Source organism: Streptomyces palmae, assembly GCF_004684805.1.
Lineage (GTDB): Bacteria > Actinomycetota > Actinomycetes > Streptomycetales > Streptomycetaceae > Streptomyces > Streptomyces palmae.
On sequence record NZ_SRID01000032.1, the window covers coordinates 1 to 23,318 of the forward strand.

The following is a 23,318-nucleotide window of genomic DNA, read 5'->3' on the forward strand; positions in this document are numbered from 1 at the left end:
GGACGGGCGTCGGCGGAGAGGGCCGGGCGGGCAGGCCAGCCCTGGCGGGAGCGTCACAGGCGGGCCCGGTTGGGAGCACGGTGAGCGGGAAAGTGCCAGCGGGCCGGACGGACAGGTGAGGGCGAAAGTCAGCCGGAAAGGCTCGGTAGTGCCTGGGCGGCACAAGGGAGGTGGTAGACGCAGCGAGGCGCCGGGCAGGCCGGCTGAGAAGTGCGGCTCGTCGAGGGCTGGGGTGCGGGGCCAGAGCGGGCAGATACAGGGTGCGGCGGTCGGTCCAGCACGGGCATGCCTCCATCTCGGGGGCAGGCCATCGACCCACCACCCGCCCAGCCTCGGCAGTCGGCCGCCGCGAGCAGCTCAGAACCGCCGCCCGCCCGCTGCCCCGAGATACTGCGACATCCTGGCGTCGCCCATGGCCGCCCGCGCGACGAGAGCGCGGGCGGCCCTTCGATGGCACCGGGACCTGGCCCCCGGTCCCTGGCCATCAGTGGGACGAGGAGGACGAGGTGCAGGTTCGCGCCGCCGGTTGTCGGCGTACGAGTTGACGTGCAGAAGCATGGACGAGTGAACGTGCAGAGCTGTCCGCAGAACGCGTGCCGTGCCTCCTGGCCGTAAGGCATGATCGCGGGCATGGCAGAAGCACATCTGGAGCAGCTGGCACAGTTGTGGAATGAGTTCAGGGCCATGCGTTTTCCTTCAGGCTTCTACCAGCGAGAGCCCGAGGGTGAGTGCATGGTGATGATGGACTCGATGCTCGCCGGCTGTATCTCGTCGGCCTTGGATGGCCTTCTGGATGACGGACGCCGGGACATCTTGCAGGCACGCATCGCGGTCCTTGGAACGATCCTTGCGTGCGTCGCTGATGACGAGTACGCCACCAGGTACTTCACGCCCTTGCGCGGGACGGCCGTGCCGGCCGCTGAGGTCGATAGGGCTCGAAGGGAGTAGCGCCGGCCGGAGCGGGAGCACCATGACGGGTGCGGCGAGGGGCTCTGCAAGGGGGGAACTGCGCCTGTCTGGCCATCGAACGGCTCGGGTCCTCTCTGGTCGAGAAGGCCCCTTCACGATCCGACCACGCTCGCCGCCGGGGCGGTGCGGCCGCGTGAGGTGCGGGTGCGCCGATGTCCAGCACGGACTGGCGGCACCCGCCGGCGCGCGGGCCGAGCGGGACATGGCCGAGGAGCTGATACGGCACGTGGTGGGTCGTACGGTGCTGATGGCGGGCGCCTACCAGGTGCGCGGCGAGGTGCCGGGGTGGGGTGGCTGCTGCTGGTGCTTCCGCTTCCGCTGCTGCCGCTGGTGCTTCCGCTTCCGCTGGTGCTGGTGCTGGTGGACGACCGTGACTGCACGGTGCTGCGCGCGTATCTGGTGACCTTGCTGCGGGCCGGCGGTGCGGGCGGCCCGGGCGGCAGGTCGTGGTGGATCGACTGCTGGACTGGCTGCCGGCATGCACCGTGCGGGACTGGTTCGCTCGGCTGGGGGCGGACTCGCCGAGTGGGTACCGCGCTCCAGGAAACGAGGTGGTCGGCCCGGTGCGGCGCGCGCTGCAGGAAGGCTCCCGGCGCGCCGTGGACTCTGGCGTCCCTGGCCGCCTGGGGCGGGGTGTCCCGCACCACCTTGGCCAAGCGTTTCCCGGAGTTGGGCGGGGAGTCGCCACTGGCCTGTCCGACCGAGGGGCGGATGCGCTCGCCGCCGGTCTGTTGGCCGAACCGGCGGCCACGGTGGCCTCGGTGGTGTGCTGGGTGGGGTACGCGGACGCCTTCGGTTTCAGCACGGCCTTCAAAGGGGTCCCGGGGCTGGGCTCGAGCGGCTACCGCGGCCGGGCGCGGGCCGGGCGCTCCCCCGCCCCTGTTCCCGTACGGCGGGCGGGCCTGGCGATTCCATGGTCTCGTCGTGGCAGAAGCGGTCGCAACCCTGTGCGGGTTGCGACCGGCAGGCTGAGCCGTACGCCTCCTGATCAGTAGCGGTCAGGACAGCCAGAGGGCTTCCAGCGGGAGTCCGCGGCCGGTGGTCCCCAGCATGTTGATCCCGTACCCGGCGTACTCCTCGTACCCCGGGTGCTGGCTGATCCAGCCGATGTTGCTGACGTGGGCGTCCCCTTGCATGATCGCCGTCGTGTGGTCCAGGTAGACCTGGACCGCCTCGATCGGAGCGGCCGTGTTGACGTCGCCGACCTGGATGGTCCGGTTGCTGGGAGTCGTGCAGGCCCAGCGGGAGTCCCAGCCGTAGTTGGAACGGTGCGCTGTGGCGCAGATCTCGATCGTGCTGGCGGGGTAGTGGAACCGGATCGAGTCGATGCTGATGGCCCGTCCGGTGGTACCGGCCATTTCCCCATCGCATCTCCAGTCCTGCCAGCCGATGCCCTTGAGGTGAGCCTGGTAGCAGACGTACCCGGTGGGGTTGTCCCTGGCGCTGGCGGAGCTTGCTCCCATGAACACGGCCGTGGCGGTGACCGCCGCCGCGGCGACGATACGGATCGTACGTTTCAGCATGATGTGCCTCCCCGATTCCAGGGCCTCGGATGGCCCTGCCGGAGACGTTAGCGATCATGGTCTGCGGTGTCGTGAGTATGCCGATGACAGTTGCCGAACCGGAGCGTTCGGCACGGAACCGTGATGGTCCTACCCCCCGGCCAAGGCCGTGTGACCAGCCGCAAGCGAAGGCGCTCACAGCCGGAGCCGTGGCCGCAGCCGTCGGCAGGAGTCACGATGGGTCTTTGGCTCAGGTCGCTGGGTGAACACCGGTGACCGTGCCGATCTCCTCGATCGGGGCAGGGGGCCACGATGCCGTGGTTGTGCGAGCGGTGTCGGGGTCCTGGGCGGGCGCCTCGTCCAGGGACTGTCCCGGGGCGGCGGCGTTGTCAGTGCGCGCGGCTAAGTTCCATCGCACCTCGCCGTAGTGGCGTGGCAGCCCCTTGGTGCATTGGAGATACCGCGTGTCTGATTGGGAGAGGTCGAGCACGGCGCGGGTGATACCACCCGCACGGCCGCGCAAGCTCGCCAAAGTCCCCTTCGTCGAACTGGCCGACGGACGCTTGCAGGGCGTGGTGTCCAGCGGCTCGGACATCGCGCGGGTCTATGTCTCATCGGTCTGGGCCGGCAGCTACGCCTACGCCTGCAGCACCAACAACAACCGGCCCTGCGGCGGAGCCCGTGGCTCGTACTGCAACCACATTCGGGCCCTGATCAACGAGGCGGTGCTGCAGTACGGTGCCGAGCGCGTCGCCCGGTATCTGCGCGTCGAGACCGCGGACGGCGAACCGAGTGCGCAGAGCATCACCGCCGAGATGAGCGGCACCCGGCCTCCGCTGGGGGACACCACGGCCGCCGCGCCCGTCTTCAGCCGGTTCCTGCGCCACCTGGCCTATCTGGAGCTGGCCCCGACGACCGCCCCGCTGCCGGAGATGCAGTGGTTCCCGCCGACCAGGGCGGTGACGGCGGGCGTCCTGGCGGGCGCGCCCGACGCGGAGGCGGCACGGGATGCCGACCTGCCCGGGGAGACCGTCGCCGGGCTGGACGAGGCCCTGGCGGCCGTCGACGCCTTCGACCGGGCTCTGGTCGCCGGTCTGCTGCGTCCCCACCCCGCGCAGGCCGCTCAGCTGGTGGAGTTCGCGGACTGCGTCGCGGGGACGCCGCTGGGAGCCAAGGTCGCCGAGGCGGCCCAGAAGGCGGCGGCCGGAGCCGCGAGCGAGGACCACTTCGTCGCCCTGGCCGCCGCCCGCGCGGCATTGCTCGGCTCCGTGCACGACGCGTTGCTGGTGCGGGCGCAGGAGATGGCCGGCCGGGCTCGCGGCGAGGAGGCCGTCCCGGCCCCCGAGCGGCGGCCGGCGGCGAACCTGCTGACCGCGGCCCGTTCCTGGCTGTGCGACCTGGCGCGCACCGGCTGGCAGGGCATCGACCACGAGTTGGTCTTCGGGGCGGCGCCGATCGTCTCCTCGATGCTTGCGGACCCGGCGCTGCGCCGCCTGGCGACACTCCTTGACGGTCTGGCCGCCGAACTCGCCGCCTCCTGCCCGGGTGCGGCCCTGGAGCACGTCCCGGCGCGCCGTTGGGCCGACCTGTGGTCGCGCGCGTTGCTGCTGACCCTGCCCGGGGCGGGCGGCGCGCCCTCCGTGGGGGTGGCAACCGGCCGTCTGCTGCCCTTGGGTGTCGACGTGCAGGAGCATGCGACCGCTGTGCAGGCCCAGGTCCACGCGGTGTTCGAGCCCGCGGACGGCAGCGGGTCCCAGGTGGTGCGGGCCAGCGTGTCGGCGCCGAAGACCGACACGGTCGTCGGGGCCGGTCTGTGGCAGTTGCTCCGCCCGCATATGTCGCTGCTGGCGGCATTCAGCGAGGGCCGGTCGATGGAGCTCACCGCCATGCCCGTCACCGCCGGGGGCGACCTGGTATGGAGCGAGGAGCACGCCCGCCCGGGTGAGCCCGCTGACGCCTTCGCCACCGCGCGGGTCGCCCTGCCTGCCGCGGTCGATGCGGTGACCACGCCGCTGGACCGGCACCCGGCGCGCTTGGCCGTGCCCGTCTTCCTGGAGGGCTACACCGCCCGGAAGGACGACGAGGCGTTGACGTTCACCGTTGCCGGGCACCCGCTGGCCGTCGACACCGACCGCATCCCGGCCGCCTCTCCGCTCACCCCGGAGGCCGTCGCCGCGTCCGGTGCGTGCATCGGCCTGCTGCGGTGGGACGCCGGTGCCTACCGGCTCCAGCCGCTGGCGGTGGAGACCACGGTCCGGAAGAAAGCGGTCGCGCTGCACGCCGGCGGATGGGCCGGGGGTACGAGCGACAAGGCGGGCGTCAAGGCCGAGAAGGCGGCCACCGACGCGGTGGCCGTGCTGCGCGAGCGTGCGGGAAGGCTGCTGCGGAAATGACGGAGCACACCACCGCACCGGAGCACACCACCGCGGCCGAGCAGTCGGCGGACCCGTACGACAACCGCCGTCAGGTCCTGTACTGGCGGCTGCTGGCCCGCCTCTTCGACCACGAGGAGCAGGCCACCTTGGAATCGGCGAGCCTCGCCGTCGTCCAGGACCTCGATCTGCCGTCCGCGCTGCTGGATCCGCAGACCTCTGTCGACTCGATCGTGCAGCGCCACCCGGAGCTGGCCACCGAGTTCGACGGGCTGATGGCACCCGAGCCCGACACCGACGGTAACCGGGACCGGGCCGCCGAGGTGCGGCGCGCGGCGCTGGTGTCCAAGGTGCTGCTGAATGTCTACGCCAACGGCTCCGGCACGGTCACCGCGGGGCAGCTGGCGCGCTGGCAGTCCGACGCGGGCTGGCTGGAGCGGGCGCTGGGCTGCCGGCCCGGGGAGCTGCGCGGCACCCGCACGGGCGGGCCGGGCGCCGGCCCGACCGGGACCGGTGGCCCGGGCAGCACGCCCGACCTCAGCCGGCTGATTCCGGCGATCGGCCCGGAACTCGGCGCCATCGAGGCCGACCTGGTCAAGCGGATGCACCTGCGCGAGGTGCTGGCCGACCCCCAGCTCGCCGCACGGCTGAACCCGAGCATGTCGCTGATCGAGCAGTTGCTGCGGGACAAGAACAACCTCTCGGGCGTGGCTCTGGCCAACGCCAAGGCCCTGATCCGCCGCTTCGTCGACGAGGTCGCCCAAGTGCTGCGCACCCAGGTGGAGAAGGCCACGGTGGGTGACCTGGACCGGTCCGTCCCGCCCAAGCGGGTGTTCCGCAACCTCGACCTCGACCGGACGATCTGGAAGAACCTCACCAACTGGAGCCCGGAGGAGGAGCGGCTGTACGTCGACCGCCTCTACTACCGGCACACCAGCCGCAAGACCACACCGCAGCGGCTGATCGTCGTCGTGGACCAGTCCGGCTCGATGGTCGACTCGATGGTGAACTGCACCATCCTGGCCTCGATCTTCGCCGGACTGCCGAAGGTGGAAGTCCACCTGATCGCGTACGACACCCAGGCCCTGGACCTGACGCCCTGGGTGCACGATCCCTTCGAGACCTTGCTGCGCACCCATCTCGGGGGTGGCACCGACGGCACGGTGGCCATGGCGCTGGCCCAGCCGAAGATCGCCGAGCCCCGCAACACCGTCGTGGTGTGGATCTCCGACTTCTTCGAATGGCGGAACGAGGAGTTGTTCGAGAGCATGGCCGCCATTCACCGCTCGGGGGCCAAGTTCATCCCGGTCGGCTCGGTGACCAGCTCCGGCCGCGGCAGTGTCAACCCGTGGTTCCGGGAGCGCTTCAAGGACCTCGGTGCGCCGGTGCTCTCCGGCCATATCCGCAAGCTCGTGCACGAGCTCAAGAACTTCCTCACCTGAACACCTTCTGAAAGGCCCTGTGATGTCCGATCTGCTGCGCGCCCCCGCCGAGATCAAGTACGCCGAGGAACTGGACTGGCTGGAGTCCATCGACGACAACCCCAAGCCCTTCTCCTGGCGCCTGTCCCCCAAGATGGTCCGCCTGTTCATCCTGGGCTCTGAGCGCTGTGACAACCTGGACCGGGAGATCCCGCAGAAGTGGTTCGGTGACCGGAGCTTCGTCGAGCGTTCCATCGTCACCCTCGCCTCCGACCGCGGCCTGCTGCTCATCGGCGACCCCGGCACCGGCAAGAGCTGGCTGGCCGAGCTGCTGGCCGCCGCGATCTCCCGTAACTCCACGCTGGTGGTGCAGGGCACCGCCGGCACCACCGAGGACCACATCAAGTACTCCTGGAACGTGTCCATGGTCATCGCCAAGGGCCAGTCGCGGGAGTCGATGATCCCCTCGCCGATCATGACCGCGATGGAGACCGGCGCGATCGGCCGCTTCGAGGAACTCACCCGTTCCACCAGCGATGTCCAGGACGCGCTGATCTCGATCCTGTCCGAGAAGTACATATCGGTCCCGGAACTGGACGAGGACGGCATCGTCTTCGCCAAACCCGGCTTCTGCGTCATCGCCACCGCCAACAGCCGGGACCGGGGCGTGAACGACCTGTCCTCGGCGCTCAAGCGCCGCTTCAACTTCGTCCGCATCCCGGTGGTGACGAACAAGAAGGCCGAGGCGGAGATCGTCCGCTTCCGCACCGAGGAACTGCTGCGCCGCCACCAGATCGAGCTGGACGTGCCCCCGACGCTGCTCGATGTGCTGCTGCGCAGCTTCGCCGACCTACGCGCCTCGGCCGCCGCGGCCGGCAGCGACGACGAAAAGCTGGAGTCCGCGCTGTCCACCGCCGAGCAGATCGGTGTCCTGGAGGACGCGATCTTGCACAGCAACTTCTTCGGCGAGCGCGCCCTGACCGCCCACGCCCTGGCCTCCTCGCTCGTCGGCTCGCTGGCCCGGCGCGAGCCCGAGGACCTGGCCATCCTCAACAAGTACCTGCATGGCGTGGTCGAGCCGCGCAGCAAGGAGGAGGGCGGCTGCTGGCCAGAGTTCCTGGAGGGCGGTCAGGACGCGATCGCCACCCTGTCATGAGCGGCACGCACCAGGAGACCTTCGCCACCTTGCGCGGGCAGCTGCAGGCGGCCGCGACGGCCTTCGCCGACGGGCCCGACGCCCTGGAGGGCATCCTGCTGGGCATCGTCGACGATGTCGACCGCGCGGTGCGCGAGCCGCTGGAGATCTTCCCCGTCTGCCACCACTCGCCCGCCTCGGCGATCGCGATGGCCCGCCGACTGCGCCACAAGCAGCCGAAGGTCGTGTATCTGGAGCTGTGCGAGGACATGGCGCCGCTCCTGGGTGAACTGCGCAACTGCCGCCTCCCGGTGGCAGTTCAGGCGTTCGCCACCGAGGTCGACGGCTTTCCCACCCAGTGGTCCCCGCTGTCGGTGGTGGCACCGATCACCGAGGCGTCCGCCGAGTACCAGGCGATCGCCTACGCCCTGGACACCCCGGGCGTCGAACTGGTCCTCGTCGACCGCTCCTCGGACCACGTCTTCCAGTGGGATACGCGCGGCGCGCACGCCACCAAGGAGAAGGCGGAGGCCGATCCGGACGCCCCGCCCGTCCAGGAGGAGGCCGCGCTGCACGGCGACGCGGTCGGCGTGGAGATCGGCGACCTGCGACCGCGCTTCGCCGAGTTGGAGGAGCACCTGCTGCGCCACGGCAGAGTGCGGCACTGGTCGGAGTGGTGGCACCAGTACGTCGAGCTGCCGCTGGGCGACAGCGACCACGACACCTACCGCCAGGTCATGCTGCTGATCGGCAGTCTCCTCCGGCGCCTGGCCCCCGGTGACTCCCCTCGGATGCGGATGGACGAGGACCGCGAGCGCTACATGTGGACCAGAATGCGCGAGCACCTGGCCGCGACCGGCACCGATCCGGCGGACTGCCTCTACATCTGCGGCGCCTTCCACGCGGCCAGCCCGGTCGCGGAATTCGGGGTGAACGGCACCGACACCTTTCAGATCAGCCCGCGCACCGCCACCACATGGCAACACGGCCTGATCCCCTCCAGCCACGCGGCCATCGAGGCGCAGTTCGGCCTGGCCGCCGGCTCGGTGTCGATCGCCGGCACGGTGTGGGAGAAAAACCTCAAGCGCGCCCGCGTGGAGCCGTACCGCCTGGCGGGGCAGGCGGGCGCCAAGAAGCCGCGGACCAGGAAGACCGCGGCGACCCCGGCACCCGAGGTACCGACCTCCGACAAGCTGACCGGTTTTCTGCGACAGCCACCCGTCCTGGACCGGCTGGACGAGGCCGAACTCCTGGGATGGTCGGTGGATATCGTGCGTGCGGCGCGCCGCAACGGCTATCTGGCCTCCACCGCCGACGCCATCGCGGTGTTCGAGACCTCGATCCTGCTGGCCCGGATACGCGATCGGGCCAAGCCCACGCCGTACGACTTCCAGGACGCGGCCGTCACCTGCATCGAGAAGGACACCGTTCCCGGCCGGCGCGATGTGCGCCGTCTGGTGGACATCATGATGGGCGGCGACCGGATCGGCCAGGTCGGCTACGACGCGCTGCCGCCGCTGGCCCGTGATGTGCACGACCGGCTGACCCCGCTGAACCTCAAGCTCCAGCAGCGCGGCGTGCAGCGGGCGCTGCTGGACATCGCCGGCCGGTCGGAATTGGAGCGGTGCTCCGATGTGCTGTGGATGCTGCGGTATCTGATGCCGCAAGGCGCCGCAAGGCCGATCATGGGCGAGCGGCGGCTGGGTGAGCGACCGATCCAGGAGTCCTGGGACCTGGCCCTGGGCACCCACCAGCGAGCGCTCATCGAGCTCGGCTACGAAGGCGTCAGCATCGAACAGGTCCTGGAGCAGCGGCTGCGCCGCACGGCCTACGGCACGCAGGCGACCGCGGCGACCGTACTGGAGGCCATCGAAGACGCGACGCTGTATCTACGGAGCCGGCGGCTCGCCGATGAGTTGGGCACACGTGCCCTGGAAGCCCTGTCGGCCGAGCGCGGCGTGGACGGCGCCCCCGAGGTACTGCGCCGGGTGCGGCGGCTGCTGGGGTACTACCGCACCAGCGAGCCGGCGCTACCGCCGTGGATCGAGTCCTTCGTCAAGGCCGGCTACGCGCACTACTGCACCCTGCTGCCGACCGCGTTCACCGATGACGACGCCACAGCCGACCAGGTCGCCGCGATGCTGGGCTTCCTGCTCAGCATGGAGAGCCTGGCGTTGTCGCTGGGCTGCGACCGGACCCAGCTGGAGCTGGCCATCGCCCAGTCGCATCCAACCGACCCGGCGAAGACGGCGCTGCTGTGGGCGGCGCAGACGCAGCTGGGGCGGCTGACCCGCACCGAGCTACGGGCACGCTGCGACGAACTACTCGCCAACCCCCTGGTGGTCCCCGCCTATCCGCGCTACCTCAGCGGTTTCGTACACGCCCTGGAACCTGCGCCGGCCCTCACCGACTTCGTCGTCGAGGCAGTGTCCAACGCCTTCGGACGGCTTCCGGACCCCGTGCTGCTGCCCTGGCTACCGACACTGATCAGCACCCTGCGGTCCAGCGGTGGGGAGCTGGCACCGCTACTGATCCGGGAGGCCGGACGCATCTTCCCCAGCCGACTCGCGGCACTGGACGAATGGGTACCGCCGTGGCGGCCCCAACCAGCACAGGAGGCGGTACCCCCGGCCCGGCACGCCGAGGCCAGGGGCGGCTGCGCACTGCTCGCCACCCACCCCGAAACCTGTGACACGGTGGCGGATCTCCTCGACTGCGACGAGGCCTGGCAGGCAACCGGCCCCAGCCCATCGGGCGCGGAACTGATCGGCCGCCACCCGGACACGGCACAGGCACTGGAGAAGCTGCTGACCGGCGCCTGACCGCAACAGGGCCAAGCCCACACAGGGATACGCCGCCAGCGCGCCTCACATCAAAAGGGGGCGCCCCGGCGACGTACCAGCACGAAAAACCTCGCTCCGACAACCGGCCCCGAACGGGGTGAACCGCTCCTCGCCCCCGCCGGGAACAACCGGGGGCCGGAGCGCGGCAGCAGCACCACGGGGCGTCAGCCTGCTTCCGACTGACTACGTCGGGCATAGGCACGAGCGGCGCGGGCCCGGTCACCACAACGAGTCGAACACCAATACCGACGCCCATAACGCAGCAAATAACGGTTACAAGGCACAGAACCGCAGTAAGCAAGACGGCCAGCATCGAAACCCGTAAGAAAGTCAGCCGCACCAACCGCCAGCTGCCTGGCGCGCAGGACGGTGAAGTAGGTATGAGCTGCCATGGCGAGGGTGATGTGCCGGTACCCCCCTGGTAGCGGCGGACCTGGTAGTCGTCCAGACCGCACTGGCCCTTCGCGCTCTGGAAGACTCCTCGATCGCCCAGCGAGCGCCCGCGACGGCGATCAGCTCGTCGAGGCGGTGACCTGCAGAAACGCGGATCCGGACGAAGATCAGGTGCCCGCATTTACTGTGGTGGCCTCCTTCTCCCGTATTCCGGCTGCTCTCCATCAGCCAGGCGCTGGACGTCATCGAGCACGCGATCGATACCTGACTGTAGTACTCCATATCGAGCAAACGATGCCCTATTCCAGGTGGCCGGGTCTGCTCCGGTAGGTGGTCCCGGTATCGCCCGGATACAGATATCTCGCCCCTGTTCGTTCCACCGAGGCGGCGTTCTCCGCTGAGCTGATTCGGCTCGGCGTCCCATGCGACGGCAGGGGCTATTGAGTGCGATTCGGCCCGAGGAGACGACGATGACTGAGCAACATGTGGTGCTGGAGGGAAGCAAGCGGCCAGCCATGGCCGATGCGACCCGGGTGGCGGACGCGGACGCCCAGGCTCCGGTGAGCGTGACCGTCACCCTGCGTGGAAAGGTGGTCACCGACGACCAGATCCCCGATGAACGGCGCGAGGATGCCGAGAAGACCAAGGCCGTACTGGAACGCTACGGCCTCACGGTCGACGAAGTCCGGCTCCAGCCGGGCAGTGTCGTGGCCAGCGGTCCGGTGACCGCCATGAACGCCGCCTTCCAGACCGACCTCGGCATCTATCGCAGTGCCGAGCAGGGCGAGATCCGTGGCCGCGAGGGCGAGCTGAAGATCCCGTCCGAGCTGGCGGGGGTCGTGACCGGGGTTTTCGGACTGGACGAGCGGCGGGTAGCGCGGCGGGCCGCCGCACAGGGCATGGGCACAGGCTTCCACGGGTCGTTCACGCCGGCGGACCTGGAGCGGCAGTACAACTTCCCCAATGGCCAGGGGGAAGGCCAGAAGATCGGCATCGCCGAGTTCCCCGGCGGCTACTTCGGCGACGACCTACGCGCCTTCTGCGACGGGCACAAACTGCCGACGCCGCAGGTCAACGTGGTGTCCCTGGGCTACAACCCGCCACGGAACCTCCAGGCCCTCCAGCAGCTGCCGCCGCGGCAGATGAACGACGCGGCCGCAGGTACGCCCGAGGTGATGATGGACGTGCAGATCGTCGCGGGCCTCTGCCCAGCAGCCCAGATCTCGGTCTACTTCGCCCCGTGGACCCAGAAGGGCTGGATCGATCTACTCGACCAGGTCATCGCGGACAAGCCGGTGTGCCTCTCGCTCAGCTGGGGTCTGCCAGAGGACCACCCCGCCTGGGCGCTGCTCGGCCGCACCGAGATCGACAAGCGCCTTGAGGGCGCGGCTAAGCTCGGCATCACGGTCTGTGTCGCATCCGGCGACGACGGTTCGGGGGACGAGATCCCCGACGGCCGTTCACATGTCGACTTCCCGAGCGCCAGTGCGTTCGTGCTGGGCGTCGGCGGCACGATGATCAATGCGACCGGCCAGGAAGTGGCCTGGTGGGACGCTCCTGGTCACCGCCTCCTTGACACAGGAGGAGGCGGCGCGAGCGGAGGGGGCGTCAGCGTCTTCACCCAGCGCCCGGACTGGCAGAAGCAGGTGCGGGTGGACTCCCTCAACCCGGGCGCCATCAAGGGGCGGGTCGTACCGGACGTCGCGGCGCTCGCCGGCGAACCCCTCTACGATCTGACGCTGCTGGGCAAACCTAGCCCTAACGGCGGCACCAGCGCCGCCGCACCGGTGTGGGCCTCCCTGATCGCCCGTGTCAACGCCGCGCTGCCGACGGACAAACAGCAGCGTTTCCTCACGCCGCTGCTCTACAAGAACGGCTCCAACGGCCAGCCGCTGGCCCAGACGGTCTGCCGCGACATCTCAGTCGGCCATGACAACGGCTCCCACCCGCCAGCGGTGGGCTACCCGGTCAAGGCCGGGTACGACGCCGTCACCGGCTGGGGCGTCCCGGACGGCGTCGCGCTGCTGAAGGGACTGCAGAGCGCCTAGGCAGTCGCAGGTCGCCGGAGCCGCTGTCGCGGTAAATGCGCGGTTTACCGCGACGAGCCCGGCGGAGCATCACATACCTCTGTCCAGAGGGTTCGCGGTCCTGCGGCACGTTTCCGCCGTAACCGGCTGGCCCTCAGCTTCGCTCACCCTGGACAACTCGCCCCGCCCCTGGACCTGGCTGACTATCGGGCGACCCCTCCGCTGTGGCAGCCCGCAGGCGGACCATCAGGCGGGGGTCGTAGGGCGGGAAGCCGCGCTTTTCGGTGTAGTCGGCCAGGAGCGGCGACAGATCGAGGACCTCGTCGACCAGGTCAGCGACGAACCGGGCCAGGTGGCCCTCGGGCAGCCAGTCGTCCAGCGACGGCGGCAGCAGTAGGACCTGGTGCGGGTCGAACGCCCGGAACCGCTTGTCCACCCCCGCCGCCCGCGCCAGTGGCTGCCGCTTCGGCCCGACCGGCCCGGCCTCGAACAACCCCTCCTGATCACGCATACCGGGATTATCCCGTCCCGTGCTCCAGGGCTGTCCCATCGATCTCGCCCGCTGCCGGCGATCTGTTGCGTCAGCGTGCTTACGGCGGGTTCAGTGTCCCGTCGGGGTCCATGCGGCAAGCTCGTTGCCACCCGGCTCGCGGAAGTGGAAGCGCCTGCCGCCGGGGAAGTCGAAAGCCTCGACCGTGATGGTCCCGCCCGCCTCGAGTACCGCGTTGCGCATCACTTCCAGGTCGTTCACCCGGATCACGGCCAGCGGCCCGGCAGGGGCTTCCGCGCGGTCCTGTTGGAAGCCGAGGCTGACGCCGCCGCCGCAGTCCACGTCGGTGTACTCCGGACCGTACGGGGTCGCCGCCCAGCCGAAGACGGCCCCGAAGAACTCTGCCGATCCCCGAGCCGAGGCGGTGGGGAACTCAACCATCGAGAAGCTGATCATGCGTTAGATCATACGTACGACTGTTGGGGTGGCCGGCTATCCGCAGCCTGACCGGCTTGCCGAGCGGCACGTTGCGACGTACCTCACCCACTCCGTCGACCAGGCCCGGACCGTCCTGACGGGGCCGTGGGCTCATACCTCCGGCGACCAGCAGCTGAGAGCCATCACGGTCCTCAGCCGCGCCGTCGTCTCGCCCGTCGAAAGCCACCGCCCCACGCCTGTCACGGAGGCCTTCACCGTCCTCCGTCACCGAACTGTGCAGCACCGTCTTACAGTCCGCTGAGATCAACACGCTCGCCGCCTTCGCAGCCGACTACGACGAGGCCGGCGCCCGGACCTTCGGGTGCCTGCTGTACAGCCTCGATAAGCGCGAATCCGCGACGTACTGGTGGCGATTCGCCGCAGGGGCCGGAGATGCCCTTGCCGCACACCTTCTGGCAGCCCACCACGCCGCCATCGGCCCCAACGCCGACTCCCGCGCATGGGCGGCCTTCTCCCAGATGCTGGGCTTTCGCCGAGACCGGCACGTGCCCCAGCCGGTCGGACACCGCACCGAACTCGCCCCGAGCTTCGCCCGCGAAATCCCCATGAGACAGGAGGCCCGGCTCTTTCTGCGCTACCCCCAGCTGCCCGACGCCCTCCTGTCCCGGTAACCGACTCATCGACCCCGCTACGAAACCGCGCCGGCTGGCTTCCCGCTCACCGGCGCCCTGGAGACATGCCCATGAACAACATCATCGAGAACGTCATCGCCGGCGTCATCGTGGCCGCCATCGCCTGGCTCTCCGCGCGGGTGTGGACCCCACTGGCATCGCAAGGAGAACATCGACTAGACCACCTGCGTGAAGGAGCTCAAGCATGGCTGAGCAAGGACGGTTCCGATGCAGCGAGTGCGGATACTCCACCGACTGGTTCAACGAAGGAGAAGAACGGGCCGGCGCAGAGGAGATTCACTATCACTCGGTCACCGAGCACCCGGATATCGTGGCCGAGATCAACATGATGCCGCCCGGCCTTGCGCGTCAGCGGCGCATCCAGCAGCTGGAACGGTCGGAAACCCGTGGCACCGGCGGCGGCAGCGGATGCTTGATGCTGATGCTCGCCACGGTGAGTAGCGTATTCGCGGCAGCGTGGGCCTTCCTCGCTGCCTGGTGAGAGTGTCACGCGCAAGCGGCTCGATCGGTGCCCAGATTCCCCCGGCGCGAAATCCCGGGCGCGTTCCACCGCTCCTGGGCATCGCGGTCCCTTTCCAGCAGGTGCCGGGCGATCTCGGCGTAGGTCGCACCGTCGCTGTCGGGTGGCGGCGGCGGGACGCGGTATGTACGACGGGAAAGGTCGACCACGCAGCCAGCCAGCCTGCGCCCCGCGTCCCGGACAATGGAGACGCCCCCCGGTGACCAGTCCGGGGGGCGTCGGGGTGGCCTGAGGCTCCGCTCACGGGTGCGGAGCCTCCGGGCCTGCCTACGGGCGCCCCAGTGGTGGGTGTGTGGGCATCGGGGCCTGGGTGGTGGGGTTGCAGTGAGGCCGTAGACGGACCTCAGGGACGTCTCAGCGGGTCGGGGCGTTGATGAGGTCCCTGAGCGGCGCCCAGGCACTCGAGGGCGCGTGCCGCTTCCGCTCCGCCAACGAGGGCGGACGGCAGGTGTTCGACCACGCGCACCGTATGCGGGTCCTGGGTGATGCGTTCCCCGGCATCAGAGAAGTCGGTGCTATCGGCCCGGTAGAGGATGAGGGCTGGGACGAAGTGTCCCCGAACCTGCTGGTGGCCCGCTCCCGCGGGGACTGCGACGACTACTGCGGGGACTTCTGGCCTTGGTAGCCGAGGCTGGGCCGTGCCCGCTCCCGCTCGGTGGCAAGGCACGGCCGTCCGGGCTCTCCCCTGGCGCGCATGACGCTGAGCCGGAATGAACGCGAGATGCTCCGCCTGATCGCCAAAGCACCAGAGTCGGTGACGCTCAACGCTGTCTTCGACCAGATGAACCCGCATCGGGGGCCCACGGACGAGGTCCCTGCGGATGACCCGCGTTGCAAGCCGTGGGCGGATAGTGCCCTGGCCTTGTACGGCGCGTCGGTGTCGCTGTGTAAGAAGGGGCTGCTGGTGCGGGTGGCGCACCCGGAGGGCGGCGGGCGCCTGGACCTGGTGGAAGTCACGGACGCCTGCCGCGCCGCCCTCGCCAGATCGCAGGTATACCTCAGATGACGGGCCGGCCCGGGCCGCGGCCTGCGTCCTGGATGCCCCCGGTACCGCTTCCCCTATATCGCGACGGCGGAGGGGGGGTACGCGCCGAACAGCCGGTGATCGCCCTCCCGTACGACGCGGCGGGGTGGGAGGAGTTCTACCGGGCGAACCTGCACATGGTCGAGGACCCGTTCTGCTTCTCCTCCGAGGGCTGCCCGGTCCACGAGCGGGAGCACCCACCGTCCGGGAGGCTGGGACGTTCCTGTCCGGCGGCGGCGGTGATAGACCCCCAGGCATGCGATGCCTTGGCCGCGCCCGCGAGACGCCGCTCGTAGGCCGGACCGACGCGCAGGAGGCCGTGGGGGCCGGCAACGCCGGCCCGCGGCATGTGTCGGCGCTGGGAGCGAGCCGGGTGCGCTCTCGATGAATCCGACCGGCCAGTTTCGGCCTGAGGAACCGCCGCCCTTGAGCCAATTGCCCCGATCTTGACGTGGAGGATGCCCGGCCCAGGGCAGCATGCGCAGCGAACTCGCGCAACTACTCACCGCGACGAATTGGGGGATGATGGCTCGCCAGCCGAACCCGGACCTCACCAACACCCTGACGATGCTCCACACCGCTGTCGTGCACACGGACAACAACATCCGGGACGCGCTCGACAAGGGCGTCGAAAAGCTGGAGTCAGCCAGCCGGGCCGCCCACGACAAGACGACCAAGGAAGTCGTCGACGAGATCAGCCGGATGCGCGCGAACTTCCGCGACGTCTACAACAAGCTGAACTCCAACGGAGAAGCGCTCAACACCGCCGTCCACGACGTCGTCGCCCAGCTGCGCACCGAGCTGAAAGAGGTCCGCGTCGTGCTCGCGGACCTCACCACACCCGCCCCGCCGCCGTTGACTACCCTGCCCTCCCCTGCCTCGGCCTTGCAGGAGACATGCAGCACCGACTGCGACCACACCCATGCCCCACCTGCGCCGGTCACCGCCATCGCCGAGCCCGGCGAGTTCGCGGAAGACACCGTCGCCGCCCTTCACTCCACGATCCCGGCGCAGCACGTCGCCGATCAGGACTCCTCGCCCAGCCCAGCCCGGTCGGCCGACGTATTCCGCGAAGTCGTCCTCGAGGTCCTCACCGAGAAACTCGTCCCTCTGCTCAGCCACCTCACTACTGCGGACAGCCGCGGCAACGGGCCGGCCAGCGACCAGCAGGACGTCCCGGACCGGCTGCGCGAGGCGGCGGAGGAGATCAGGGCGGAGCTGAGCATTGCCCTGGGAGAAGCCCGGTGCATGCTCGGTTCTCTGCAGCAGGAGATCGCGGACCTGCGTGCCGCCGTGGGAGAGCTGCGGCCTCGGCCGGACCTCATCGCCGAGACTGCGGCCGTCGAGGTGAGCGCGGAACACAGCGCCCTGCTCAAGACGGTGGCCCGCGTCTCCTCCACCAGCCTGCTGTGCCACCGCGACATCTGGGAGTTCATCACCGCCCATGCCGGGCGGCACCCACATTTCCGAGTGCCGCCGCAGGTCGCCGACGAGGGAGAGGAGCGGATCCGTGCCGCATTGTCCGGCCGCTCCCTGATCGCCCTGCTGATCAGCCTGCACTCCCTGAAGCACACCGCCAGCGACGGTGCCGGTGACCGAGAGCTCGCCGCCACCTTGTACGAGCGGATCGAAGAGAGCCTGACCGGCCTCAGTCCCAGCGGGAGGCCGGTCACCATCACCCTCGACGACCGCACTGCTCTCGCTTCGAACACCCCGGCCGCCGAGAGCGGCACCGAGGCCAACGGCGAGCCGGAGAAGACCGACACCACACCGGCACCGGCCTCCACGGAGGAGGGCACGGAACCTGGCGGAGAGGCCGGCCCCGCCACCACCTGAAACACCCCGGCGTGGCACCTGGCAATCCGGACGGACGCCGGGTGCCAGCCGGCCACGACCGGCCCCATCGGCCCGTGCCCGTCTGCGGTGTCCCCGATGGCGGCAAGGGCCCCGGTTCGTTCGGCGCGAACCCGACAGGCCGCGGCGGCCTCGGTCGCCGCGGCCTGGATCAGATGCCCTCTTAGACGGAATGAGTACGACAACTCATGAATCCCGCTTCCACGAGTGGTTCGCGGGCACGCATGATCGAGGAACACCCGAACGCTCGGTTCCTCTACATGGTGTTCTCCGGCATGGTGGCCGTAGGGCGAGCGCCCTGAGAGGAACGGGCCCCTGCCCCTCGGCCCTCCACATCCACTCGTCATGCGGTGGCCAGGAGACGGGGCTACGGTGACCCCCCAAGCACCTGGAGGCTCGGACGGTCAGCGGCCACATGGTCAAGAACTCGCCGATCAGCGGTGATGTCGAGGCCCAGCTCACCGATAACGGCGGTCAGCCGATTTCGGGACGGGGGTATCAGCTTCCTCAGCACCGCGAGCCGTCAGAAGATAGGCACGGCGCGCACCGACCAGACCGGCACCGCCGCGTTCAACTCCGGCTCCAAGGTCGGCGATCCGGTGATGGTCGCCAGCACACTGGCCTCAGGCGTCGACGCGAAGTTCGCCGGCGATTCCGAGTACCAGTCGGCTGAGGCACACGCCGATCTGTCGGTAGGCCTGTAGTCGACTCGAGACCGGACAGGCTCCGTCCTCCAGGAGGCGGACCGTGGTGGTCGCGGCCCTCAACGAGCGGCCGCGACCAACCGCGTCACGGGGGGCGCCGCGTAACAGCGGATGCCTACCGTCTGACACGGGCTCCACTGCTGCTGGACCGTGGCCATCAGTTCCCAGCCCAGCCGCTCATACAGGGCCGCCGCCGCTGTATCGGTCGCCACGACATCGAGCACCGGATGCAGGCCATGGTGGTGCGCACGCTCCACGGCCCGCCCGACCAGCAGCGCACCGGTCCCATGCTCCCTCGCCCGCGGGGCCACGAACAGCCTGCTGACCACGGCGGTCAGCTCCCGTGCCGCCCCGGTCCGCTCGCTCCACAATCCCGGGGCCACATCGCCTTCGCCGCTTTGGGACAGAGCGGCATGCCCGACGAGCCGACCGCCCAGTTCTGCAACCCAGGCCCCCAGCAGGTCGCCGTGCGACAGCCACGCGCCGGGCCGGTCAGGCCAGTTCACCGGATAGCCGTCACGCCGGTGGACATCCGCGAGGACCCGCACACACTGCCCGACATCGCCATCGGTCCGCTCCCGGACCCAGCGGCCGGGGCTCGTGCCGTGCGCCCCGAAGGGGGCCTCGATGTTCCGCCACGGTCGAAGCGTGATCCCGCCACGAGCAGCGAGCTCAGGCACGTCAAGGGGCGGCTCCATACGCGAATCCTGCCGCGATCCGATCCCCGCCGCACCGGGTATTCGCGCGCGCTCCGCGACCGCACCGGTCCGGTGGCATCGACGTAAACGCCCGAGTCCGGCGGCTCCGCGTCGCCGCCTCCGCGCCGCTTGCGTCTGTTTTTTGCCCGAGTGTGTTTACTTCCACGCATCACCCGCGTAACGTGCACCAGAACAACAGAGTCGGGCATTGAAACGGACGTAATCCCACATGTACGCAGCGGAGCGCCAACAGGAGATCCTTCGCCTCGCCCGCGAGAGCGGCCGGGTGGATGTGCTGTCCCTCGCGGAGGAGTTCCAGGTCACCCCCGAGACCGTGCGGCGTGATCTGAAGGCTCTGGACGGCGCTGGGCTGGTCCGCCGTGTGCACGGCGGCGCCATCCCCGCGGGACGTCTCGATTTCGAGCCGGACCTCGCCGAGCGCGATGCCGTCGCCGCTGAGGAGAAGGACCGCATCGCACAGGCGGCGCTGGCCGAGCTGCCCGCGGACGGCAGCGTGATCCTCGACGCGGGCACCACCGCCGCCCGCCTCGCCGCCGCGATCCCGGTGGAATCGGCGCTGACCATCGTCACCCATGGCCTGCCCGTGGCGGCCCGGCTCGCCGACCACCCCGGCATCACCCTCCACCTGGTCGGCGGCCGGGTACGGCACCGCACCCGCGCCGCCGTGGACGCCTGGGCGCTGCGCGCCTACGGCGAGATCAAGGCCGATGTTGTCTTCCTCGGCACCAATGGTTTCTCCCTCGACGGCGGCCTGACCACGCCCGACCTGGCCGAGGCCGCCGTCAAGCAGGCGATCGTCTCCGCCGCCCGCCGGGTCGTGCTGCTCGCCGACTCCCGGAAGTTCGGCGAGGAGCACTTCGCCCGCTTCGCCGACCTCTCCTCGGTCGACCTGCTCATCACGGACACCGGGCTCAGCCCCGAAGACGCCCGGGCCATCGAACGGCAGGGCACGGAAGTAGTACGCGCATGATCCTCACCATCACCCCGAACCCGAGCCTGGACCGCACCTACGAGCTGCCTGTCCTGGACCGCGGTGCCGTGCTGCGGGCCACCACGGACCGGGTCGACCCCGGCGGCAAGGGTGTCAACGTCTCCCGCGCCGTCGCCGCGGCCGGGCAGCGCACCGTCGCCGTGTTGCCGCTGGGCGGCCCCGAGGGCGCCCTGCTCGCCCGGCTCCTCGGCGACCTGGGCATCGAGGCGGCGGGGGTCCCGGTCGCCGGCACTACGCGGGTCAACGTCACCCTTGTCGAGCCCGACGGCACCCTCACCAAGGTCAACGCGGCCGGGCCCGAGATCACGGCGGCGGAGTCCGAGGCCCTGCTGGAGGCCGTACGTGCCCATTCCGGCGCCGCCGACTGGATCGCCTGCTGCGGCAGCCTGCCGCGCGGTCTGCCACCCCAGTGGTACGCCGAGCTGGTGGCCCGGATCCACCGAGCCGGAGCACGGATCGCCCTGGACACCTCGGGTTCGGCGCTGACCGCCGCCCTGGCCGAGCGGCCCGACGTGGTCAAGCCGAACGCCGAGGAGCTCGCCGAGGCCGTCGGCCGCCCGCTGGTCACCATCGGCGACGTGGTCAAGGCCGCGGAGGAGCTGCGCGACCGCGGCGCCCAGGCGGTGCTGGCCAGCCTGGGCGCGGACGGACAGCTGCTGGTCGACGGCTCGGGCCGCTACTTCGGCAGCGCACCGGTCGCCGCGGTCCGCAGCAACGTCGGCGCGGGTGACGCCTCCCTGGCCGGCTTCCTGGCGGCCGGCGGCAGCGGACCCGCGGCGCTCTCCGCAGCCGTCGCCCACGGCGCGGCCGCCGTCCAGCTGCCGGGCAGCGCCATGCCGGCCCCGGCCGACCTCGACCTGTCCGCCGTCACCACGACCGCGGACATCCCCGTGGACCGCTCCCTGACCGAGCCGGTCCGATTCCCGAGCCGCCCCGCAGAGTGGACCCCCGAGCAAGGATCCGTGCAATGAGTGAGCTGATCACCAAGGAGCTGGTCGACCTCGACCTGTCCGCCGAGACGAAGGAAGCCGCCGCCCGCTCGCTCGCCGAGCGCATGACCGCCCAGGGACGGGTCACCGACCTCGAAGGCTTCCTGGCCGACGTGGCGGCGCGCGAGGCCCAGATGCCGACCGGCCTGGACGGTGGGATCGGTATCCCGCACTGCCGCAGCGAGCACGTCACCGCAGCGACGCTGGCCTTCGGCCGCAGCGGCCGGGGCATCGACTTCGGCGCGCCGGACGGCCCCGCCGACCTGGTCTTCCTGATAGCCGCCCCGGCGGGGGCCGACGACGCCCACCTGACGATCCTCTCCAGTCTGGCCCGCCGGCTGATGGACCCGGACTTCACCGGCGCCCTGCGCGCCGAGCGGGACCCGGCCGCTGCCGCGGCCCTCATCCGCGGCGAACAGCTGGCGGCGGCCGCGCAGGGCGCGGCGGCGGGCACGGACGCGGCTACGGGTACGGATGCGGCTACGGGCACGGATGCGGCTACGGGCACGGGCGCTCCGGCGGAGCCGGAACTGTCCGCCGGGCCTGGCGCCGGTGCCGCCGCCCCGGCTCCCGCGGCGAGCAGCGTGCTCCGGCTGGTCGCGGTCACCTCGTGCCCCACCGGCATCGCCCACACCTATATGGCCGCCGAGTCCCTGCAGAAGGCCGCCGAGGCCGAGGGCGTCGAACTGACCGTGGAAACCCAGGGCTCGGCCGGCTTCACCCAGCTCGACCCCGCGGTGATCGCCGCCGCGGACGGCGTGATCCTCGCCCACGATGTCCCGGTACGGGAGAAGGCCCGGTTTGCCGGGAAGCCGACCGTCGACGTCGGGGTGAAGGCCGCCATCAGCCGCCCGGCCGAGCTCATCGCCGAGGTCCGGAAGAAGGCGGAGCGCGGTGAGACGACCGCCCCCGCCGCCGCCTCGGCCCCCATGGACGCCGCCGGCGAGCCGGGCGAGCACTTCGGGACCCGGCTGCGCAAGTGGCTGATGACCGGCGTCAGCTACATGGTCCCGTTCGTCGCCGCGGGCGGCCTGCTCATAGCCCTGGCCTTCGCGATCGGCGGATACGAGATCAACAAGGCGCCCTCGGTCGCCGATCACTTCGTCTGGACCGACCACTCCAGCTGGGCCGCGCTGCTCTTCCAGATCGGAGCCGCCGCGTTCGGCTTCCTCGTACCGGTACTCGCCGGATACACCGCCTACGGCATGGCCGACCGCCCCGGCCTGGTCCCCGGCTTCGTCGGCGGCGCCATCGCGGTCACCATCAACGCGGGCTTCCTCGGCGGCCTCGTCGCGGGTCTGCTGGCCGGCGCGGTGGTCATGGCCATCCAGCGCGTCCCCATCCCGCCGGTGCTGCGCGGCATCATGCCCGTGGTCGTGATCCCGCTGCTGTCCGCCGCGGTCGTCGGCTTCCTGATGTTCATCGTCGTCGGCAAGCCGATCGCCTCCGCGCAGTCCGCCCTCACCGACTGGCTGAACGGACTCTCCGGCGCCAACGCGGCGATCCTGGGCATCGTTCTCGGCCTGATGATGTGCTTCGACCTCGGTGGCCCGGTCAACAAGGTGGCGTACGCCTTCGCCGTCGGCGGCCTGACCAACCCGACCGACAACAGTCTCAAGACGATGGCCGCGGTGATGGCCGCCGGTATGGTGCCCCCGCTGGCCATGGCGCTGGCGACCACGGTGCGCGGCAAGCTGTTCACCACGGCCGAGCGGGAGAACGGCAAGGCCGCCTGGGTGCTCGGCGCCTCCTTCATCAGCGAGGGCGCGATCCCCTTCGCGGCGGCCGACCCGCTGCGGGTGATCCCCTCCGCCATGGCGGGTGGCGCGGTCACCGGTGCGCTGTCGATGCTCTTCGGCTGCACCCTGCGGGCCCCGCACGGCGGCATGTTCGTGGTGCCGCTGATCGGCCGGCCGCTGCTCTACCTCGTGGCGATCGCCGCCGGTACGGCCGTCACCGCCGGCCTCGTCATCCTGCTGAAGGGCATGCGCGGCGAGGCCGAAGCGTCCGCCCCGGCGAAGCAGCAGGCCACGGCACCGGCCGCGGCCTGACCCAAGGCCGCACCGCACCCCGCCCCCACGCCAACCGGCCGCCAGGCCGCAGGTCGCGGCGAACCGATCCGGCGAACCGGCTGCCCGGCCACCCAAACCGCCCGGTCCCGCGGAGACACCGACCCCCTCGCCCCTCCGCGGGGCCGGGCTCCCAACCCCCACCATCCCGACCCCATCCCAGGGC

At 70.5% G+C, this 23,318-nt stretch carries 18 protein-coding genes and 4 pseudogenes; 16 read left to right on the top strand and 6 right to left on the bottom strand.

Annotated elements, in window-relative coordinates; translation table 11 throughout:
• Positions 1-630 precede the first annotated feature (630 nt).
• Together E4099_RS05840 and E4099_RS05845 are read left to right on the top strand one after the other, a co-directional pair.
• Positions 631-948: a hypothetical protein gene (locus tag E4099_RS05840; protein WP_135337865.1), complete on the top strand. Its 318-nt coding sequence runs from the start codon at positions 631-633 to the stop codon at positions 946-948.
• Between the two features lie 154 nt (positions 949-1,102).
• Complete coding sequence (locus E4099_RS05845; RefSeq protein WP_135337866.1) at positions 1,103-1,372, top strand: hypothetical protein; 270 nt, start codon at positions 1,103-1,105, stop codon at positions 1,370-1,372.
• A gap of 595 nt (positions 1,373-1,967) precedes the next feature.
• On the opposite strand, the gene E4099_RS05850 is transcribed toward E4099_RS05845, so the two are convergent.
• Positions 1,968-2,492 carry a hypothetical protein gene (locus E4099_RS05850; protein WP_135337867.1) on the bottom strand — a complete coding sequence of 175 codons (525 nt, stop codon included), beginning with the start codon at positions 2,490-2,492 and terminating at the stop codon, positions 1,968-1,970.
• 443 nt (positions 2,493-2,935) lie between these two features.
• On the opposite strand from E4099_RS05850, the pseudogene E4099_RS33980 reads away from it, so the two are divergent.
• The 5 genes and pseudogenes from E4099_RS33980 to E4099_RS05875 all read left to right on the top strand — a co-directional run.
• Positions 2,936-3,433 (top strand): annotated as a pseudogene (locus tag E4099_RS33980) (hypothetical protein); the annotation flags it as partial.
• 12 nt (positions 3,434-3,445) lie between these two features.
• Positions 3,446-4,864, top strand: a complete 1,419-nt coding sequence (locus tag E4099_RS05860; RefSeq protein ID WP_386390929.1) for a hypothetical protein — start codon at positions 3,446-3,448, stop codon at positions 4,862-4,864.
• Positions 4,861-6,285, top strand: coding sequence for a vWA domain-containing protein (locus E4099_RS05865; RefSeq protein ID WP_135337868.1), 1,425 nt, complete (start codon positions 4,861-4,863; stop codon positions 6,283-6,285). Before E4099_RS05860 ends, E4099_RS05865 begins: the two co-directional genes overlap by 4 nt.
• Before the next feature lie 22 nt (positions 6,286-6,307).
• Positions 6,308-7,420, top strand: coding sequence for an ATP-binding protein (locus tag E4099_RS05870; RefSeq protein WP_135337869.1), 1,113 nt, complete (start codon positions 6,308-6,310; stop codon positions 7,418-7,420).
• Entirely contained in the window at positions 7,417-10,221 is a 2,805-nt protein-coding gene (locus E4099_RS05875; RefSeq protein WP_135337870.1) for a DUF5682 family protein, read from the top strand. The genes E4099_RS05870 and E4099_RS05875 overlap by 4 nt, the downstream gene beginning before the upstream one ends.
• A gap of 185 nt (positions 10,222-10,406) precedes the next feature.
• On the opposite strand, the pseudogene E4099_RS33535 reads toward E4099_RS05875, so the two are convergent.
• Together E4099_RS33535 and E4099_RS33985 are read right to left on the bottom strand one after the other, a co-directional pair.
• Positions 10,407-10,592, bottom strand: a pseudogene (locus E4099_RS33535) (CGNR zinc finger domain-containing protein); the annotation flags it as partial.
• A pseudogene (locus E4099_RS33985) lies at positions 10,572-10,779 on the bottom strand (IS701 family transposase); the annotation flags it as partial. The pseudogenes E4099_RS33985 and E4099_RS33535, both read right to left, overlap by 21 nt.
• Before the next feature lie 326 nt (positions 10,780-11,105).
• On the opposite strand from E4099_RS33985, the gene E4099_RS05885 reads away from it, so the two are divergent.
• On the top strand, positions 11,106-12,683 hold the full coding sequence (locus E4099_RS05885; protein ID WP_167828298.1) for a S53 family peptidase: 1,578 nt from the start codon (positions 11,106-11,108) through the stop codon (positions 12,681-12,683).
• A 214-nt stretch (positions 12,684-12,897) separates the two neighbouring features.
• Here E4099_RS05885 and E4099_RS05890 read toward each other — a convergent pair.
• A pseudogene (locus E4099_RS05890) lies at positions 12,898-13,098 on the bottom strand (transposase); the annotation flags it as partial.
• A 165-nt stretch (positions 13,099-13,263) separates the two neighbouring features.
• Positions 13,264-13,608 (bottom strand): VOC family protein, encoded by a 345-nt coding sequence (locus E4099_RS05895; RefSeq protein WP_135337872.1) that lies wholly within the window; start codon positions 13,606-13,608, stop codon positions 13,264-13,266.
• Positions 13,609-14,466: 858 nt separating this feature from the next.
• Between E4099_RS05895 and E4099_RS05905 the strand changes: the two genes are divergently transcribed.
• The 5 genes from E4099_RS05905 to E4099_RS05930 all read left to right on the top strand — a co-directional run bounded on the left by E4099_RS05905 (position 14,467) and on the right by E4099_RS05930 (position 18,384).
• Entirely contained in the window at positions 14,467-14,763 is a 297-nt protein-coding gene (locus tag E4099_RS05905; RefSeq protein ID WP_135337873.1) for a hypothetical protein, read from the top strand.
• A gap of 412 nt (positions 14,764-15,175) precedes the next feature.
• Positions 15,176-15,427, top strand: a complete 252-nt coding sequence (locus tag E4099_RS05910; RefSeq protein ID WP_135337874.1) for a hypothetical protein — start codon at positions 15,176-15,178, stop codon at positions 15,425-15,427.
• 69 nt (positions 15,428-15,496) lie between these two features.
• Positions 15,497-15,808, top strand: coding sequence for a hypothetical protein (locus E4099_RS05915; RefSeq protein ID WP_135337875.1), 312 nt, complete (start codon positions 15,497-15,499; stop codon positions 15,806-15,808).
• Positions 15,809-16,303: 495 nt separating this feature from the next.
• Positions 16,304-17,662 carry a hypothetical protein gene (locus E4099_RS33990; protein ID WP_245244626.1) on the top strand — a complete coding sequence of 453 codons (1,359 nt, stop codon included), beginning with the start codon at positions 16,304-16,306 and terminating at the stop codon, positions 17,660-17,662.
• Between the two features lie 461 nt (positions 17,663-18,123).
• Complete coding sequence (locus tag E4099_RS05930; protein WP_135337876.1) at positions 18,124-18,384, top strand: hypothetical protein; 261 nt, start codon at positions 18,124-18,126, stop codon at positions 18,382-18,384.
• A 59-nt stretch (positions 18,385-18,443) separates the two neighbouring features.
• Here the strand turns inward: E4099_RS05930 and E4099_RS05935 are convergent, their stop codons facing one another.
• A complete protein-coding gene (locus E4099_RS05935) occupies positions 18,444-18,932 on the bottom strand; it encodes a GNAT family N-acetyltransferase (protein WP_135337889.1) in 489 nt (162 codons plus the stop codon).
• Between the two features lie 379 nt (positions 18,933-19,311).
• Here E4099_RS05935 and E4099_RS05940 point away from each other — a divergent pair, with 379 nt between their 5' ends.
• The 3 genes from E4099_RS05940 to E4099_RS05950 are packed head-to-tail and all read left to right on the top strand — an operon-like array spanning position 19,312 to position 23,134.
• Positions 19,312-20,073: a DeoR/GlpR family DNA-binding transcription regulator gene (locus E4099_RS05940; RefSeq protein WP_135337877.1), complete on the top strand. Its 762-nt coding sequence runs from the start codon at positions 19,312-19,314 to the stop codon at positions 20,071-20,073.
• Positions 20,070-21,065, top strand: a complete 996-nt coding sequence (gene pfkB / locus E4099_RS05945) for a 1-phosphofructokinase (protein ID WP_135337878.1) — start codon at positions 20,070-20,072, stop codon at positions 21,063-21,065. The genes E4099_RS05940 and pfkB overlap by 4 nt, the downstream gene beginning before the upstream one ends.
• Positions 21,062-23,134 (top strand): PTS fructose transporter subunit IIABC, encoded by a 2,073-nt coding sequence (locus E4099_RS05950; protein WP_135337879.1) that lies wholly within the window; start codon positions 21,062-21,064, stop codon positions 23,132-23,134. Before pfkB ends, E4099_RS05950 begins: the two co-directional genes overlap by 4 nt.
• Positions 23,135-23,318: the final 184 nt, after the last annotated feature.